The organism is Heyndrickxia sp. FSL W8-0496, assembly GCF_038007825.1.
Lineage (GTDB): Bacteria > Bacillota > Bacilli > Bacillales > Bacillaceae_C > Heyndrickxia > Heyndrickxia oleronia.
Genome location: NZ_JBBOXX010000001.1, coordinates 4,743,805 through 4,762,500, shown reverse-complemented (window position 1 = coordinate 4,762,500; position 18,696 = coordinate 4,743,805). Strand labels below are relative to the sequence as shown.

At 36.7% G+C, this 18,696-nt stretch carries 19 protein-coding genes; 15 read left to right on the top strand and 4 right to left on the bottom strand.

The window, feature by feature from the left end; translation table 11 throughout:
- Positions 1-11 precede the first annotated feature (11 nt).
- The 12 genes from purE (at position 12) to purD (ending at position 12,903) form a co-directional block, all read left to right on the top strand.
- The gene (purE, locus tag NST63_RS24065; protein ID WP_058004473.1) at positions 12-500 is read left to right on the top strand and encodes a 5-(carboxyamino)imidazole ribonucleotide mutase; all 489 of its coding nucleotides are present in this window, start codon (positions 12-14) and stop codon (positions 498-500) included.
- On the top strand, positions 493-1,635 hold the full coding sequence (gene purK / locus NST63_RS24060; RefSeq protein WP_341043915.1) for a 5-(carboxyamino)imidazole ribonucleotide synthase: 1,143 nt from the start codon (positions 493-495) through the stop codon (positions 1,633-1,635). The genes purE and purK overlap by 8 nt, the downstream gene beginning before the upstream one ends.
- Positions 1,636-2,931, top strand: coding sequence for an adenylosuccinate lyase (gene purB, locus NST63_RS24055; protein ID WP_341043914.1), 1,296 nt, complete (start codon positions 1,636-1,638; stop codon positions 2,929-2,931). It begins immediately after the preceding gene.
- 107 nt (positions 2,932-3,038) lie between these two features.
- A complete protein-coding gene (purC, locus tag NST63_RS24050; RefSeq protein ID WP_341043913.1) occupies positions 3,039-3,761 on the top strand; it encodes a phosphoribosylaminoimidazolesuccinocarboxamide synthase in 723 nt (240 codons plus the stop codon).
- Positions 3,754-4,008: a phosphoribosylformylglycinamidine synthase subunit PurS gene (gene purS / locus NST63_RS24045; RefSeq protein WP_058004477.1), complete on the top strand. Its 255-nt coding sequence runs from the start codon at positions 3,754-3,756 to the stop codon at positions 4,006-4,008. The genes purC and purS overlap by 8 nt, the downstream gene beginning before the upstream one ends.
- On the top strand, positions 4,005-4,688 hold the full coding sequence (gene purQ, locus NST63_RS24040) for a phosphoribosylformylglycinamidine synthase subunit PurQ (RefSeq protein ID WP_212946165.1): 684 nt from the start codon (positions 4,005-4,007) through the stop codon (positions 4,686-4,688). The genes purS and purQ overlap by 4 nt, the downstream gene beginning before the upstream one ends.
- The gene (gene purL, locus NST63_RS24035; RefSeq protein WP_341043912.1) at positions 4,672-6,894 is read left to right on the top strand and encodes a phosphoribosylformylglycinamidine synthase subunit PurL; all 2,223 of its coding nucleotides are present in this window, start codon (positions 4,672-4,674) and stop codon (positions 6,892-6,894) included. Before purQ ends, purL begins: the two co-directional genes overlap by 17 nt.
- Complete coding sequence (gene purF / locus NST63_RS24030; protein WP_058004480.1) at positions 6,879-8,300, top strand: amidophosphoribosyltransferase; 1,422 nt, start codon at positions 6,879-6,881, stop codon at positions 8,298-8,300. Before purL ends, purF begins: the two co-directional genes overlap by 16 nt.
- A gap of 12 nt (positions 8,301-8,312) precedes the next feature.
- Positions 8,313-9,347, top strand: coding sequence for a phosphoribosylformylglycinamidine cyclo-ligase (gene purM / locus NST63_RS24025; RefSeq protein ID WP_341043910.1), 1,035 nt, complete (start codon positions 8,313-8,315; stop codon positions 9,345-9,347).
- 4 nt (positions 9,348-9,351) lie between these two features.
- Entirely contained in the window at positions 9,352-9,936 is a 585-nt protein-coding gene (gene purN, locus NST63_RS24020) for a phosphoribosylglycinamide formyltransferase (RefSeq protein ID WP_180213777.1), read from the top strand.
- Entirely contained in the window at positions 9,933-11,462 is a 1,530-nt protein-coding gene (gene purH, locus NST63_RS24015) for a bifunctional phosphoribosylaminoimidazolecarboxamide formyltransferase/IMP cyclohydrolase (protein WP_341043908.1), read from the top strand. The genes purN and purH overlap by 4 nt, the downstream gene beginning before the upstream one ends.
- Positions 11,463-11,634: 172 nt before the next feature.
- Complete coding sequence (gene purD / locus NST63_RS24010) at positions 11,635-12,903, top strand: phosphoribosylamine--glycine ligase (protein ID WP_341043907.1); 1,269 nt, start codon at positions 11,635-11,637, stop codon at positions 12,901-12,903.
- A gap of 120 nt (positions 12,904-13,023) precedes the next feature.
- Here purD and NST63_RS24005 read toward each other — a convergent pair whose 3' ends face one another.
- Entirely contained in the window at positions 13,024-13,353 is a 330-nt protein-coding gene (locus tag NST63_RS24005) for a YgaP family membrane protein (RefSeq protein WP_341043906.1), read from the bottom strand.
- A gap of 114 nt (positions 13,354-13,467) precedes the next feature.
- Here NST63_RS24005 and NST63_RS24000 point away from each other — a divergent pair, with 114 nt between their 5' ends.
- From NST63_RS24000 to NST63_RS23990, 3 genes are all read left to right on the top strand, one after another.
- Entirely contained in the window at positions 13,468-15,210 is a 1,743-nt protein-coding gene (locus NST63_RS24000) for an adenine deaminase C-terminal domain-containing protein (RefSeq protein WP_341043905.1), read from the top strand.
- Between the two features lie 46 nt (positions 15,211-15,256).
- Positions 15,257-16,300: a DUF3048 domain-containing protein gene (locus tag NST63_RS23995; protein WP_436580639.1), complete on the top strand. Its 1,044-nt coding sequence runs from the start codon at positions 15,257-15,259 to the stop codon at positions 16,298-16,300.
- Between the two features lie 74 nt (positions 16,301-16,374).
- A complete protein-coding gene (locus NST63_RS23990; RefSeq protein ID WP_180213774.1) occupies positions 16,375-16,695 on the top strand; it encodes a YerC/YecD family TrpR-related protein in 321 nt (106 codons plus the stop codon).
- A 91-nt stretch (positions 16,696-16,786) separates the two neighbouring features.
- Here NST63_RS23990 and NST63_RS23985 read toward each other — a convergent pair whose 3' ends face one another.
- The 3 genes from NST63_RS23985 to NST63_RS23975 all read right to left on the bottom strand — a co-directional run bounded on the left by NST63_RS23985 (position 16,787) and on the right by NST63_RS23975 (position 18,572).
- Entirely contained in the window at positions 16,787-16,945 is a 159-nt protein-coding gene (locus NST63_RS23985; RefSeq protein ID WP_212946172.1) for a hypothetical protein, read from the bottom strand.
- A gap of 13 nt (positions 16,946-16,958) precedes the next feature.
- Positions 16,959-18,224 (bottom strand): helix-turn-helix domain-containing protein, encoded by a 1,266-nt coding sequence (locus NST63_RS23980; RefSeq protein WP_341043902.1) that lies wholly within the window; start codon positions 18,222-18,224, stop codon positions 16,959-16,961.
- 219 nt (positions 18,225-18,443) lie between these two features.
- Positions 18,444-18,572 (bottom strand): hypothetical protein, encoded by a 129-nt coding sequence (locus tag NST63_RS23975; protein ID WP_257234353.1) that lies wholly within the window; start codon positions 18,570-18,572, stop codon positions 18,444-18,446.
- Between the last annotated feature and the right edge of the window lie 124 nt (positions 18,573-18,696).

The window sequence follows — 18,696 nt, the reverse complement described above, 5'->3', positions numbered from 1 at the left end:
CGGAGGCCTATATGAAAACCAAAGTCGGAGTTATTATGGGAAGTATTTCAGATTGGGAAACAATGAAATATACTTGTGAAATATTAGAAGAATTAGAGATTAAGTATGAAAAAAGGGTAGTTTCTGCTCATAGAACTCCTGATATGATGTTTGAGTATGCTGAAACTGCCAGAGACCGGGGCCTAGAAGTGATTATTGCTGGGGCAGGTGGCGCAGCTCATTTACCAGGAATGATTGCAGCCAAAACAACGCTTCCTGTAATTGGGGTACCCATTCAATCGAAGGCTTTAAATGGCTTAGATTCATTATTGTCAATCGTGCAAATGCCTGGTGGAGTCCCAGTAGCAACCGTAGCTATCGGAAAAGCAGGCGCTCAAAATGCAGGGCTTTTAGCTGCACAAATTCTATCTATAAATAATCAAGAAATCGCTAATCAATTAGAAAATAAACGCTTAGAAACAAAAAAAAGTGTGCTTGAAAGTAGTGATCATCTTGAATAATACATTTATTCAACCAGGGAAGACCATTGGAATTATTGGTGGAGGCCAATTAGGTAGGATGATGGCATTAGCTGCTAAAGAAGCAGGGTTTAGAATTATTGTATTAGACCCTACTGATGATTGTCCAGGTGGTCAAGTTGCCGATGAACAATTAACAGCCGGCTATGATGATTTTCAGGCTTTACAACGATTGGCAGAAAAATGTGATGTCATCACATTTGAATTTGAAAACATTGACTATGAATCGTTAGTTTCGCTGACGAAAATAGCAAATGTCCCGCAAGGCGCAGAAATTATCCGTATCACACAGGATCGAATCACTGAAAAACGTACACTTATCGATGCAGGTGCTAAAGTAGCACCGTATGAGGTAATCCACTCAAAAGCGGAATTACTCAATGGGATTGAACAACTCAGATATCCATGTGTTTTAAAAACAAGCCGTGGAGGATATGATGGAAAGGGTCAGCATGTATTGAGAAGTAATCAAGATGTCTTAGAGGCTGAAAAACTTCTCGTACATGGTCCTTGTGTGCTTGAGTCATGGCTTGCATTTGAAAAGGAAATATCAGTGATTATTTCTAGAAACCGAAATGGTGACATGGAATGCTTTCCAGTAGGAGAGAATATTCATGTAGACAATATTTTGCATCAAACCATTGTCCCAGCACGTATAAAAGAAGATATCGCTGAAACTGCATATAGACTAGCAAGACAAATTGCAGATCATATTCATCTTGTTGGAACATTAGCAGTTGAGATGTTTGTGACTAGGGATGGAGACATATTTATTAATGAACTAGCTCCTAGACCACATAATTCGGGACATTACTCGATTGAAGCATGTGATTTTTCTCAATTTGCACAGCATATTCGATCCATTTGCAACTGGCCATTAAGTCAGCCTAAACTATTAAAACCAGTCGTAATGGTGAATGTATTAGGTCAACATGTGGCAAAATTAATCAAACAAATTCCATTACATTCAGATTGGTCTATACATTTATATGGAAAGGCTCAACCAAAGCATCAAAGGAAAATGGGGCATGTTACAGTTTTGACAGATAATATTGATATCACATTATTAGATTTAAATAATAGTGGGATTTGGAATTTAGAATCGGAGGAAAAATGAATGATTGATCGTTATACACGTCCAGAAATGGGCGCTATTTGGACAGAAGAAAATCGTTTTAAGGCATGGCTAGAGGTAGAGATCTTAGCGTGTGAGGCATGGGCTCAACTTGGAGAAATACCGAAAGAGGATGTACAAAAGATCCGTGAACATGCAACATTTGATGTAAATCGTATTAAAGAGATTGAGGAAGAAACTCGCCATGATGTGGTAGCTTTTACAAGAGCAGTTTCAGAATCATTAGGTGAAGAACGAAAATGGGTACATTACGGATTAACCTCAACGGATGTCGTAGATACAGCTTTATCCTATTTATTAAAGCAAGCAAACGAAATTATTTTAAAAGATATTGAGAATTTTATTGGAATCATTGCTGATAAAGCAAAGGAACATAAATATACGGTAATGATGGGAAGAACCCATGGTGTCCATGCAGAACCAACTACATTCGGTTTAAAACTCGGATTATGGTATGAAGAAATGAAACGTAATCTTGAGAGATTTAAGCAAGCAGCAGCTGGTGTAGAGTTTGGTAAGATTTCAGGAGCAGTTGGTACGTATGCAAATATCGATCCATTTGTTGAGAAATATGTATGCGAAAAGCTTGGATTACAGGCAGCACCTATTTCAACACAAACATTACAAAGAGATCGTCACGCACACTATATGGCAACATTAGCACTAGTTGCAACATCAATTGAAAAGTTTGCTGTTGAGATTCGCGGATTACAAAAAAGTGAAACTCGTGAAGTAGAAGAGTTTTTTGCTAAAGGTCAAAAAGGATCGTCTGCGATGCCACATAAGAGAAATCCAATAGGATCGGAGAATATGACAGGTATGGCTCGTGTTATTCGTGGCTATATGACAACAGCCTACGAAAATGTAGCATTATGGCATGAAAGAGATATTTCCCATTCATCTGCAGAACGAATTATTTTACCTGATGCGACGATTGCCTTGAATTATATGCTGAATCGCTTTGCGAACATCGTGAAAAACTTAACTGTATTCCCTGATAACATGAAGCGAAATATGGATAAGACCCTTGGACTTATTTATTCACAACGTGTGCTGCTGGCACTAATTGATAAAGGAATGGTCCGTGAAGAAGCATATGATACTGTTCAACCGAGAGCGATGGAGGCGTGGGAAAAACAAATTCCATTCCGTGATCTTATCGAAGCAGATCCTGTCATCCAGAGCAAACTAAGCAAAGAAGAAATTGCTGATTGCTTCGATTATAACTATCATCTAAAAAATGTAGATATCATCTTTGAGCGCTTAGGACTTAATTAAATATAGGATCTCTAGCAGCTTGTAACTAATAGCTTAATGCATTTCTAATAAACTAGACACTTACGATTCATAATCGTAAGTGTCTAACACCTTAGGGGGCTCATGTAATGGAGAAACAAGAGTTGATGTATGAAGGGAAGGCAAAGAGGGTTTACAAAACAGATAGTGCTGGCGTTTTGTGGATTGAATATAAGGATTCTGCAACTGCCTTTAACGGGGAGAAGAAATCAGAGATTGCTGGTAAAGGACAGCTTAATAATGAAATTACAAGTTTAATTTTCGCGCGATTAAAGAAATTTGGAATTGAAAGTCATTTTATTAAAAAAATCTCTGGTTATGAACAGCTGGTTCAACAGGTTTCAATTATACCCCTAGAGGTTGTAACGAGAAATATCGTGGCGGGAAGCTTAGCGAATAGACTTGGATTGGAAGAAGGAACACGATTAAAGCAACCGATTGTTGAATTCTATTACAAAAATGATGAATTAGGCGACCCTTTAATTACAGAGGACCATATTGAAGTATTAGAGATTGCTAGTTTACAAGAACTTGCTCTTTTAAAACAACAAGCACTGAAAATAAACGATATTTTATCAAAAATCTTTTTAGAATTAGGCGTTCGCTTAGTTGATTTTAAACTAGAATTTGGTAAGGATACGAGAGGAGCAATATTACTAGCTGATGAAATTTCACCAGATACTTGCCGATTATGGGATAAGAAAACCAATCAAAAGCTAGATAAAGATGTTTTTCGACGAGATTTAGGAGACATAACAATTGTATACCAGGAAATATTAAATCGCTTGAAGGGGGAAACAACACATGTATAAAGTAAAGGTTTATGTAACTTTAAGAGAAAGTGTTTTGGATCCACAAGGAACAGCCGTTAAAAATTCACTTCACAGTATGAATTATCGTGAAGTGACAGATGTAAGAATTGGTAAATATATGGAGCTGATAATTGAAAAAAGCGATCGTGATATAGAAGAGGTTATTCATGAGCTATGTACACGTCTCCTTGCTAATACTGTTATTGAAGATTACCGATATGAAATTGAGGAGAGTGTTGCACAGTGAGATTTGCCGTAATCGTATTTCCTGGTTCTAACTGTGACGTAGACATGTTTCATGCAATTAAGGATGAACTTGGAGAAGAAGTTGAGTATGTATGGCATGATTCGGAACATCTTGACGAATTTGATGGAATTCTTTTACCGGGCGGTTTTTCTTATGGTGACTATTTAAGATCGGGAGCCATTGCTCGATTCTCCAATGTTATGAAGCAAGTAATTAAAGCTGCTGAAGCAGGTAAACCAATTTTAGGTGTTTGCAATGGATTTCAAATTTTATTAGAATCTGGTCTACTTCCAGGTGCAATGAGAAGAAATGATAGCTTACAGTTTATTTGTCAAACAGTTCAATTAAAAGTTGAAAACAGAAACACAATTTTTACTTCACAATATGAAAAAGATGAAATGATAGATATTCCGATTGCCCATGGTGAAGGGAATTATTATTGTGATGAGGAAACATTAACACGTTTAAAAGAGAATAACCAAATTGTCTTTACTTATAATCATAACCCCAATGGCAGTATTGCCAACATCGCAGGCATAATCAATGAAAAGGGCAATGTCCTTGGCATGATGCCACATCCGGAACGAGCAGTTGATGAATTACTTGGAAGTGCAGATGGACTTAAATTATTTCAATCAATAGTTAAGAACTGGAGGGAAGCTCATGTCGTTAATGCTTGAACCACATCCATCCCAAATAAAAGAAGAAAAAATATATCGTGAAATGGGCTTAACTGATGAAGAATTCGTCATGATCGAGAACATTTTAGGTAGATTGCCAAACTATACAGAAACAGGACTTTTTTCTGTTATGTGGTCAGAACACTGTAGCTATAAAAATTCCAAACCGATATTAAAAAAATTTCCAACCAAAGGTGAAAGAGTCCTTCAAGGTCCTGGAGAAGGGGCAGGTATTGTTGATATTGGCGATAATCAGGCCGTTGTCTTTAAAATAGAGAGTCATAATCACCCATCAGCTATTGAGCCTTATCAAGGAGCTGCAACGGGAGTAGGCGGGATTATCCGTGACGTGTTTTCCATGGGAGCAAGACCGATTGCCTTATTAAATTCATTACGTTTTGGGGAATTGGAAAATTCCAGAACAAATTATTTGTTTAAAGAAGTGGTAGCAGGCATTGCCGGCTATGGTAATTGCATTGGTATTCCAACAGTTGGTGGTGAGGTTCAATTTGATCCTTCTTATGAAGGGAATCCACTAGTAAATGCAATGTGTGTTGGCCTAATTGATCATCAAGATATCCAAAAAGGTCAAGCAACTGGTGTAGGAAATACCGTGATGTATGTCGGAGCGAAAACAGGTAGAGATGGAATCCATGGGGCAACTTTTGCTTCTGAAGAATTAAGTGAGAAATCAGAAGAAAAGCGTCCAGCTGTCCAAGTAGGAGATCCATTTATGGAAAAACTATTATTAGAAGCCTGTCTTGAATTGGTGAAGTCTGACGCCTTAGTTGGTATACAGGATATGGGTGCAGCTGGTCTCACAAGTTCATCTGCAGAAATGGCAAGTAAAGCTGGATCGGGTATTGAAATGAACTTAGACCATATACCACAACGTGAAACAGGTATGACAGCTTATGAAATGATGCTTTCAGAATCACAGGAAAGAATGTTGATTGTTGTTAAGCAAGGAAGAGAGCAAGAGATCGTTGATTTATTTTCTAAATATGGATTAGAAGCAGTTTCTGTTGGACGTGTAACAGATGATAAGAAGCTTCGACTCATCCATCATGGAAAGATTGTTGCAGATGTACCGACGGATGCACTTGCTGAAGATGCGCCAGTATATTACAAGCCTTCAGAAGAGCCAGCTTATTATCGTGAATTCCAAGAAATGAATGAAGAGATTCCGAGTGTTGAAGATTATAAGAATACCCTGGTCAATCTATTAAAACAGCCTACAATCTCTAGCAAGGAATGGGTATATAAACAGTACGATCATCAAGTACGTACGAATACTGTTGTTACTCCAGGATCTGATGCTGCGGTAGTTAGAATCCGTGGAACCAGAAAAGCATTAGCGATGACAACGGATTGTAATTCCCGCTATTTATATTTAGATCCAGAGACAGGTGGGAAAATTGCTGTAGCAGAGGCAGCAAGAAATATTGTTTGTTCTGGAGGACAGCCATTAGCGATTACTGATTGTCTGAATTTTGGTAATCCGGAGAAACCAGAAATCTTTTGGCAGCTTGAAAAGGCAGCAGATGGTATGAGTGAAGCATGTCGTGCACTTAATAGTCCCGTTATTGGCGGAAATGTCTCTCTTTATAATGAAACAAAAGGAGAAGCAATTTATCCAACACCTGTAATTGGAATGGTTGGCTTAATTGAAGACCTTAACCACATTACAACACAGCAATTTAAACATAATGGTGATCTCATTTACCTTATTGGTGAGACAAAGCCTGAATTCGGGGGCAGTGAGCTTCAGAAAATGCAGAATAACGATATTTTTGGCAAATCACCGACGATTGATTTAGCAATTGAGGCGAGCAGACAGGCTCAGCTGTTGTCCGTGATTAAAGAAGGTTTAGTTTCTTCAGCTCATGATATTGCTGAAGGTGGACTAGCAGTTGCCTTAGCGGAGTGTTTATTTGGAACAAATGGTTTAGGGGCAGAGGTTATCCTTGATGGAAACCCTGTAGTTGCTCTATTTAGTGAGACACAATCTAGATTTATTGTATCTGTCAAAGAAGAGGATAAGGAACAATTTGAAGCTAGCGTTGATCATTCCTATTTAATTGGTCGAATAATCGGCGATGAAAAGCTTTTGATTAAAGATACAAGTCATAAGGTCATTATCGAAGCGGATGTTCACGAGTGTGAGCAAGCTTGGAAAGGGGCTATCCCATGCTTGCTGAAATAAAGGGTTTGAATGAGGAGTGCGGTGTTTTCGGAATTTGGGGTCATCCAGATGCAGCAAAAATTACTTATTATGGTTTGCACAGCCTGCAACATCGTGGTCAGGAAGGGGCAGGTATTGTTGTAACCGATGGGGAAAGTTTACACGGAATAAAAGGAGAAGGACTTGTTACAGAAGTCTTTACTGAAGGAAAGATTGAAAAATTAGAAGGACAGTCTGCGATTGGTCATGTTCGTTATGCAACAGCTGGTGGGGGTGGAGTTGAAAATGTTCAACCTCTCCTCTTCCACTCTCAAAATGGCAGCTTAGCCCTTGCCCATAATGGGAATATAGTCAATGCTAATGCCTTAAAGCATCAGCTTGAGGCACAAGGGAGTATTTTTCAAACAAGCTCTGATACAGAAGTATTAGCCCACTTAATTAAAAGAAGTGGCTTCCTTTCCTTAAAGGATCAATTAAAAAATGCTTTAACAATGTTGAAAGGTGCCTATGCATTTTTATTAATGACGGAATCAGAGTTAATGGTTGCACTTGATCCAAATGGTTTACGCCCCTTATCAATCGGTCGAATTGGAGATGCATATTGTGTAGCTTCCGAAACATGTGCATTTGACATTATTGGAGCGGAATTTATTCGTGACGTACTACCTGGGGAGCTCATTGTTATTGACGATCATGGTCTTCGCTCTGAACCATTTACGTATTCTACCTCAAGTGCTATTTGTACAATGGAATATGTATATTTCTCACGACCGGATAGCAATATCCACGGAATCAATGTTCACTCAGCTAGGAAAAGAATGGGGAAACAATTGGCAATAGAAGCTCAAATAGAAGCGGATGTTGTCACTGGCGTTCCGGATTCAAGCATTTCTGCCGCGATCGGATATGCGGAATCTGCGGGGATTCCTTATGAATTGGGATTAATTAAAAATCGATATGTTGGAAGAACATTTATTCAGCCTTCACAATCACTAAGAGAGCAAGGGGTCCGAATGAAGTTAGCACCAGTTCGTGGAGTGGTTGAAGGGAAGCGAGTTGTTATGGTAGATGACTCAATTGTTCGTGGAACAACAAGTAGAAGAATTGTCACGATGCTAAGAGAAGCTGGAGCTAAAGAGGTTCATGTGTGCATTAGCTCTCCGCCAATGAAGAATCCTTGTTTTTATGGGATTGATACTTCTACACATGAAGAGTTAATTGCATCGAAGCATAGTGTTGAAGAAATTCGCGACATCATTGGTGCAGATTCCCTTACCTTCTTAAGTGTTGATGGAATGCTGCAAGCGATTGGAAGACCTCAAGACGGAAATCAGTGTGGTCAATGCTTAGCATGCTTTACTGGAAATTATCCAACGGAAATATATCCAGACACTGTACTACCTCATGAAAAAGAACTTGTGCGCTAGGGGGCTATGATAATGGGAAATACGTATCGTGATGCAGGAGTAAATATTGAAGCTGGATATGAAGCGGTAGAAAGAATCAAAAAGCATGCAGTACGTACTAATCGTCTAGGGGTTTTTGGGCAACTAGGAAGCTTTGGTGGTGTTTTTGATCTTTCTGCTTTAAATTTGAATGAACCTGTACTTGTATCAGGTACAGATGGAGTAGGAACCAAGCTAAAATTAGCTTTTCAAATGGATAAGCATGACACAATTGGAATTGACTGCGTAGCAATGTGTGTTAATGATATTGTTGTGCAAGGGGCAGAGCCGTTGTATTTTCTTGATTATATTGCCTGCGGAAAAGCAATACCTGAGAAAATAGAAGCAGTTGTTAAGGGGATCGCAGATGGTTGCGAGCAAGCTGGTTGTGCTCTTATCGGTGGAGAAACAGCAGAAATGCCAGGACTATATGATGTGAATGAATATGACTTGGCGGGATTTTCCGTCGGTGCATGTGAAAAATCTGAATTGATAACAGGGGAATTCATCCAAGAAAATGACGTGCTAATTGGACTATCCTCTAGTGGAATCCATAGCAATGGCTATTCACTAGTGAGAAAAATCTTTTTTGAAGATCATCAACTTTCTATAGATGAAAAGTTACCAGAATTAGAAGAGGCACTAGGCACTGAATTAATAACCCCAACAAAAATATATGTAAAGCCAATTTTAGAAGCAATGGCTAAATTTAAGATTAAAGGTATGGCACATATTACTGGTGGTGGGTTTATTGAAAATATTCCTCGGATGTTACCGAGCGGTTTGGGAGCTGAAATTCAGCTAGGAACATGGCCGATTTTGCCAATATTTAAAACACTGAAAAAATATGGTGAAATTACTCAGGAAGAAATGTTCAATACATTTAATATGGGAATTGGTTTTGTTATTGCGGTTGATTCATCAATTGTTGATGCGGCACTCGATTTCTTCAACACTCAGGGAGAACAGGCATACCAAATTGGGAAAATAACAAAACAGCCGGGTGTACAGTTTGTTAAAGGGAGTTAAGTAGATGACGAAAATTGCTATCTTTGCTTCAGGAAGTGGAAGTAATTATCAGGCTATTATGGATGCAATAAAGTCAGGTAGTTTAGAGGCATCAGTTGAATTACTCGTTTGTGACAGAGAAGACGCTTTTGTTCTCGAAAGAGCTAAAAGAGAACATACTCCTATTTTTCAATTTGATCCGAAGAGGTATGATTCAAAGTCTGATTATGAGAAAGAAATTACTAATGTACTGTATAAACATCAGGTCGAATTTATTGTTTTGGCAGGATATATGAGGCTCATTGGTGATACTTTACTACAGAAATTCACAAATCGGATTATTAATATCCATCCTTCACTTCTCCCTTCCTTTCCAGGAAAACATGCTGTGAGACAGGCACTCCAGGCAGGTGTTAAGGTGACAGGAGTAACAGTTCATTTTGTGGATGAAGGTATGGATACGGGTCCAATCATTGCTCAAGAGGCATTAAAAATAGATATAGTGGATACAGAACAAACATTAGCCGAAAAGGTGCACAAAATTGAGCACCGTTTATATCCAGAAACCATTCAATTGTTATTGCAAAAAAACGAGGGGGTTACACCATGAAACGTGCATTAATCAGTGTTTCAGATAAAACAGGAATCGTAGAGTTTGCCAAAGGATTACTTGAGGCAGGAGTCGAGATCATTTCTACTGGCGGAACAAAACGAACACTTGAAGAAGCTGGTCTATCGGTAATTGGAGTAGAGGATGTGACAGGATTTCCGGAAATACTGGAAGGAAGAGTAAAAACACTTCATCCTTTCATTCATGGTGGGTTGCTAGCAAAACGTACTCCTGAACATCTTCAACAAATAGATCAACAAGGGATTACTCCTATCGATCTTGTTTGCGTGAATTTATATCCATTTCAACAAACGATTTCTAAGCCAAATGTGACAGAAGAAGAGGCTATTGAAAATATTGATATTGGTGGTCCAACTATGCTTCGTTCTGCAGCAAAGAATCATGATTACGTGACTGTCATTGTTGATGCACAGGATTATGATGGTGTATTAAAGGAAATAAAATTGAATGGTGCAGTGTCTAAAGAAACGAATAAACGTTTAGCTGCAAAGGTTTTCCGACATACTGCTGCATATGACTCTTATATTGCCGAATATATGACAAATCTTGTTGGAGAAGAAAATCCAGAACGTATCACTTTTTCTTATGAAATAAAACAATCATTGCGTTATGGAGAAAATCCTCATCAAAAGGCAAGTTTCTATATGAATCCAATAGGATCATTATTTTCTATTGCACATGCAAAGCAATTACATGGCAAAGAACTTTCTTACAATAATATTCACGATGCAGATACAGCCCTTCAAATTGTGAAGGATTTTTCTGAACCTGTTGCAGTTGCGGTTAAGCATATGAACCCTTGTGGTGTTGGTTTAGGAAATAGTATAGCAGAAGCGTTTAAAAAGGCATATGAGGCTGATTCTACATCGATTTTTGGTGGTATCGTAGCATTTAATCGAGAAGTAGATAAAGAAACAGCTGAGCAACTACATGAAATCTTTTTAGAAATTATTATTGCACCATCATTTTCAGATGAAGCTCTATCAATTTTAACAAATAAAAAAAATCTACGCCTCTTGACAGTTTCTTTTGATCTCCAGAAAAAAAATGAAAAGGTCATTACATCAGTTGAAGGTGGTCTACTCATTCAGGATCAAGATACACATACATTTGATGATGCAAATATTTCAGTTCCAACCAATAGAAAGCCAACAGAGTCAGAGTGGAAGGCACTAAAACTGGGATGGAAAGTTGTAAAACATGTTAAATCGAATGCAATTGTTGTTTCCAATGATGAAATGACACTTGGAATTGGTGCGGGTCAAATGAATCGTGTAGGATCAGCTAATATAGCCTTAGAGCAAGCTGGGAATCTAGCAAAGGGGGCAGCGATGGCTTCTGATGCATTCTTTCCAATGGATGATACAGTTGAAGCAGCAGCGAAGTCTGGAATTACAGCGATCATTCAACCAGGTGGTTCAATACGCGACGAAGATTCTATTAAAAAGGCAAATGAGTACGGAATTGCCATGGTGTTTACAGGAATACGTCATTTCAAGCACTAAACGTTCTTAATGATACAAAAGGACTTTTCAACAGGTGGAAAAATTTTTTTAGCACCAGGAATTTTAAATCATACCAAACAGATTTTAGAGAAGAGCCTACTAAAAAAGAAAAAACAATGGGCACCTTGGGCGTAATTAAACCAGGTGCCATTTTTTAAGAGGGGATGAAAAAATGAATATTTTAGTCATAGGCAGAGGTGGGAGAGAACACGCAATTTGTAAAAAAGTGAAGGAAAGTTCATTGGTGAAAAAGGTATATTGTGCACCAGGTAATGGTGGAATTCGTGCGGATGCAGAGATTGTTCCCATTTCAGAAATGGATTTCAGTGAATTAATCACCTTTGCAAAGGAAAAGAAGATCGACTTAACCATTGTCGGACCTGAAGAGCCATTATCCGCTGGAATCGTTAATGAATTTCAAGCAGCTGGGTTACCTGTGTTTGGGCCGCGAAAAGAAGCAGCAATGATAGAAGGAAGTAAGGCTTTTGCCAAGGACTTAATGAAAAAATATCAAATTCCTACCGCAGCATATGAAACCTTTGATATGTATGAGGAAGCTAAGACGTATCTAGAGGAGCATGGTGCACCAGTTGTTATTAAAGCTGATGGTCTTGCTGCAGGTAAGGGAGTAATTGTGGCTTTCACGCTAGATGAAGCCCTATCCGGTCTTGAGGAAATGATGGTCAATGAAAAATTTGGTTCAGCATCGACAAAGGTCGTTATCGAGGAATTCTTAGAAGGTGAAGAATTTTCTTTAATGGCCTTTGTAAATGGTGAATCTGTTTATCCTATGGTGATTGCTCAGGACCATAAGCGTGCCTTTGATGGAGATCAAGGGCCAAACACAGGGGGAATGGGAGCTTATTCACCTGTACCACAAATACCTCAAACTGAGGTTGATCGAGCAGTTAAAGAAATTTTAGTTCCTACCGCCCATGCATTAGCACAAGAAAATAGGAATTTTACAGGAATTCTTTATGCAGGGTTAATTCTTACGCAGGAAGGACCTAAAGTAATTGAATTTAATGCCCGCTTTGGTGATCCAGAAACTCAGGTTGTATTAACTAGACTTGAATCCGATTTTGTTCAAGTACTCAAAGACATAATGGATGAATCTATGCCGACAATTTCTTGGATAGATGAATCGGTAGTTGGTGTCGTTCTTGCTTCAAATGGTTACCCAAATTCATATGAAAAGAGTATAAAAATTCCTGATTTAACAAAGCTTGATTCCTCTACACTTGTGTTTCACGCGGGAACAGAGATGGGTGCAGATCAAACACTTGTATCTAATGGAGGAAGGGTATTACTGGTAACATCCAAGGGTGAGGATCTCAAAACAGCCATAAACAAAGTGTATGGAGAGATGGAGAACTTGTCTATCGAAGGTTTTTTCTATCGTAAAGATATCGGATCAAAGGCTTTGGCTTTAGTGGAATAATTTAATCGTAGGTGTCTAGTAAGAATGAAAAGACACCTACGATTTTTTTTTTCAAACTGAAAGTGTAAAACAATTCCGCAATGTATGTCCCTTTGAGTGCTTGCGAATTAGTTTTTGCGCTTAATCTTTTAATTGATCTTGGAAGTTCTTGATCTCTTTCATCACATTGATATCTGTTTGATTATCTGAATGTTTTGCCGGAGTCATTGAGTGTGCTTCTTTCCCTTTATTACTGCCCATTGGATTTTGTCCGTTCTTCAATAGTTCTGTAACAGGACAATATCTGACAATACCTTCAGCCACTTTCATTGCACTTAAAATCATCACAATAATATACGAATTGCACCATGGCTTTTTTGATAATTTTGCACTTGACCATGATAGTAAGGTTAAGCCGCAGGTTATGCGAATTAATGCATTGAGTATCCCAATATTAGGAGTAATTTTCATTTTATTGTTCTCCCTTCACAAATAAGTTGAAAATTATTGTAAAACTTTACTGCGTTAAACAGTAAAATATGATACTATAAGCAAAAGTAAATATCTCCTTAGGGAGGGATGTTAATGTTAGACCAAAGATACCGTTGGAAAAACAAGCAAATTCGCGAGCATGTTGCTATTTTAAACGGGAAGAAATCACCAACGATTCTTTTGAAAAATGCTAAATACTTACACTCGATTTTTCGAAAATGGATGACCGGTCATATTTGGATTTATGAAGATCGCATAGTGTATACAGGGAAAGCACTTCCTGATAATACAACCGATTGCGAGGTTATTAATTGCACTGGATTAACTCTTGTTCCAGGCTATATTGAGCCACATGTTCACCCATTTCAATTATATAATCCCCAGTCCTTTGCACGATATGCATCAGAAACAGGGACCACGACTATCGTTAATGACAATTTAGTGCTTGCTTTGCAATTAGGAAAAAAGAAAGCGTTTTCTTTAATAAGAGAGCTACGCCATTCTCCAGTCACGATGTACTGGTGGAGTCGATTTGATTCCCAAACAGAGTTAAGGGAAGAGGAGACAGTATTTTCTCATAGTGAAGTAAAATCATGGCTTGAACATGATGCAGTTTTACAAGGTGGAGAATTAACAAGCTGGCCGAAGCTTCTTGATGGAGATGATTTAATTCTACATTGGATTCAAGAGGCGAAGCGAATGAGGAAAAAAATAGAAGGTCATTTTCCTGGTGCTTCAGAAAAGACATTAGCAAAAATGATGTTATTCGGGGCTGATTGTGATCATGAAGCAATGACAGGTGAAGAAGTTTATGATCGTTTAATGCAAGGTTATATGGTTTCTTTACGTCATTCATCGATTCGTCCAGATTTACCTGTTCTTTTAGATGATATGAAAAGATTAGGAATTGACCAATACGGATCCATGTTTTTTAATACTGATGGCTCTACCCCTGCATTTTATGAAAATGGAATTTTGGATATGATGATTCGTATGGCTATTGAAAAAGGGATTCCAGTCATTGATGCTTATCTTATGGCCTCCTATAATGTAGCTCGATATTATAATATTGATCATTTACATGGCCTTCTTACTACAGGGCGTGTGGCAAGTATAAACTTTCTTGAAGATGAAAAAAATCCTACTCCTATTGCCGTTCTATCTAAAGGAAAATGGTTAAAGAAAGATGGAAGGGTATATGTTGAGGATCAGGATATAGAATGGAAGGAATATGGATTTGCTCCATTAGAATTGGATTGGAAACTAACGTATGATGATATGCAATTTTCTATGCCATTTGGGATTGAAATGATTAATGATGTAATTACGAAACCATATTCTGTAAGCTTTGATGTTTCTGCTGATCAGCTTACTACAGATCATGATGAAAGTTTTATGATACTCATTGGCAGAGATGGAACATGGAGAATGAATACTATTGTAAAAGGTTTTTCTAGTCATGTTATGGGATTTGCATCATCATTTTCAAGTACAGGGGATATCATTTTAATTGGGAAGAACAAGAATGATATGATGTTTGCTTTTGATCGGATGAAGGAATTGGGTGGGGGAATTGTTTTAACCGAAAATGGAGAAGTTATTCATGAAATTCCTCTTTGTTTATCAGGCTTTATGTCAGATAAAGAAATGAATCTTTTAATCAAAGAGGAGAAAAAATTAAAGGAACTGCTTGTAGATCGAGGCTATCCTCATAATGATCCAATTTATTCCTTGTTATTTTTTTCAGCAACTCATTTACCTTATATCAGAATTACCCAGAGAGGAATTTATGATGTAATGAACAAAACGGTACTCTTTCCAACAATAATGCGGTAAAATGTTAAAGCGAATACTTTAGAAAAAAGGGATGGGTTTTAAGAATATGGGTAAACGGAGATTGATTTTCATGATGATTATGTTGCTAACATTATTGTCTGCCTGTAATCATCGTGAGCAATCAAAAAAGGAATCAGCACAAGCTCCTGAAAGAGGGGAAGTTTCGGGAGACCAGCAAGAAGACCTTGAGCCTACATTCACTTTTCCATTAACGGGTTTAGGTACAGAAAATGAGCCAAATAATCGCTCAATTGCTGTTATGATCAATAATCATCCAAAAGCAAGACCTCAATCAGGACTAAGTAAGGCGGACATTATCTTTGAAGCATTAGCTGAAGGGGAGGTCACACGCTTTCTTGCAATATTTCAAAGTGAAAAGCCGGATAAAATTGGACCTGTTCGAAGTGCAAGAGATTATTTTATCGATTTAGCTAAGGGGTATAACAGTCTTTATGTGGCACATGGATACAGTCCTGAAGCCTATATAATGCTGGAGAACGGATATATTGATCATATTAATGGGATGCAATATGATGGCACCTTGTTCGAACGTACAAGTGATCGTCAAGCACCACATAATTCATATATCTCATACGATAATATATTAAAAGGTGCAGAGTTAAGAGATATCAATATGGATTTCGCACCACATCCATTGGAGTTTGCAACAAATAATGAAATACAGCAAATTTATGGAGAAGAGACAAATCAAATAGAGATTGCCTATTCGAAAAGCAATGTATTTAATGTGAAATATGAATATAATAATGAGATTAAGAAGCTGTTAAGATATTCTGACGATGAACAAACGATTGATGAGGATTCAAATGAGCCAGTATTAATTGATAATCTTATTATTGTTGAAATGGAACATCATATCATTGATAATGAAGGTCGTCGAGACATTAATGTAACCTCCGGTGGAAAAGCATATATAGTCCAGAACGGAATGTACCGGGAAATTGAATGGAACAATGTCGAAGGTGAGATTATCCCATATGAAAATGGGGAACCAATCAAACTTTTTCCAGGTAAAACGTGGATTAATATCGTTCCAAGTCTGAGTGATGTATCATTTAAAAACATGTAAATCACTATTGTTAATACAAAACGTCCATATTTTAAAATAAATATAAAACTAATGAAAAATAGGGGAGATTACTAATGCAAATAGAAAAACTTCGTGGAAGAGCATTGGATCAATTATTTGAATCGGTGCTTTCACTGAAAGATATTGAAGAATGCTATCGATTTTTTGATGATCTTTGCACAATCAATGAAATCCAATCTTTAGCCCAGCGCTTAGAAGTAGCAAGAATGCTCCGTGAGAAAAAAACCTATCATGTAATTGAAGACGAAACAGGAGCAAGTACAGCAACCATTTCTCGCGTCAAACGTTGCTTAAATTATGGAAATGATTCTTATGAAATGGTGTTAGAAAGAATTAAGGATAAAGGATTAGAGAAAAAAGAAGATGCGGAATAGTAATTGTAAAAATAGCATGGGATCATGCTGTTTTTTTTTGTGGAAAATAAAAAAGAAGAAGTAAAAGTGATTTTTACTTCTTCTTTTGTTACTAAACTAAAATACTTCTAGTTGAAAGAACCTTGGGTTCCATTTCTCCACCACCGGCAGCGATATCCTTACCTTTATCGTGATGGAAATTAAAATTTACGATTAATGCACCACATAATAATAATGAAGTGACAGCAGATGAAATCATTATTTTTTTCATTTTTTTAATCCCCCTATATTTGAATAATTTTTTTATATGAATTATTTACTAAGTTATAATAAGTTGCAGCGCTTTTATACTTGTGTTTTTTCCAGTAGTAGTTTCCAAGCATCTCGGAGAACTCTGTTAATTTTGCGTAGTTTTTGGATTCTTTTAAAAAAGGTATAAAGTTATTAACCATTAATTCTTCAAACTCTTCATTTCTTTCTTCAATTAAATATAAATGGCAAAGAATTTCATAATAAAATGCTAAAAATTTATTCTTGTTGTTTGAATCTATTAATTTAAGCCCTTGTTGAATTCTTTTTCTAGTTTCATTAATATTATTTATGCTATATGATTTTCCAATTATTGATGTAATAGCTAACAAACGTAATTGTATCGATGCTTCATTGTCATTGATAATAATATCTAAATGCTTAATGGCTTGATCAGTATCTTCTTTTACAAAATAAAGATATCCAATATTTAAATGTGTTAATGTTATAATTTCTTTCTTATCAGTGCTCTCCGCAAGTTGTTTAGCTAAATTATAATTTTTGATAGCCTTATCATGATTATTAATTCTTCTATAACAAATACCAAGAACTAGGTGACACTCTGCACATCGAGAAAAATGATAGACTTGTCGATAATACTCTAAAGCTTTGTTTGCATAACTTTGTGCTTCAGATGTTAAACGAAATTTGCTATATGTAACGGAAAGTGCGTATTGTAAATCTGCCACTTCCTCTTGGGATAATTCAATGCTTGGAATAAGGTCTTCGGCTAATGTGTAGTTATGCAGAGCTTCGTTTTCCTCTTCAATGATTGAATAATAATTCCCATTAAATTTATACCAATAGTATTTTTGAAGATTATTAAAAGTACCACTAACATCCTTTAATGAATTCACTTTTTGTATGGCATTGTCAGTATCACCAATTTTTAAGTAATACCTAATCATATGAATATTAACCAGTATTTGTAACTCTGAATTATGGATAACTTTTAATAATTCAGTTATTTCTCCAAACATTTTTTCCAATTCAGCAATATCCGAAGAAGTCAATAGTAAGCGAAACCATTCGTGACACTTTTCTCTAATACTGTCATCTATTTGATTATTCACTTGAATTCCTAGTTTACGACAAAGAAGTTTGATCACCTCTTCATTTGGTTCAATCTTACCATTCTCAATTTTCGATAGATAAGAAATAGAAATAATTCCATCTGCGAGGTCTTCTTGGGTTAGGTTTTGATTAATTCTATTTAATTTTATGATGGCACCGATATTCATAGTAATCACCTGAACCTACATATTTCCTTTATTATATATTAAAAATTATGTGAAGTGGTAATAATATGAAAATAATTTAGGTGATTCTACTTATCTAGTGAAATTGTGATGGTTCAGATTTCTTATATTCATTATATTTAGAATAGCGCAAAAATATCCCTTTAACAATCAATTATTGAAAGAGGGGGCTTTTGTACTATTCAAAAGCCCTTTATATAATCAAGCCTTTTGTAATTCACTTGGATGACTTTCATTTAATAACCTATCAATTTTGAAAATCAGAATGTCAATCTCTCGTTTAGTAATCTTCGCTGGTTTCTGTTCTGTTTTAACTTTTTCAATTTTCATTTTTTCATCCTCCTAACAAATTTTATTGCTTGGTGGAAAAGTTCTTAACCTAATAATAGCACACTTTCTAGGTCAATTAACTTGGGAAAATAACACGAAATTATTGTGATAAACCATCAATAAA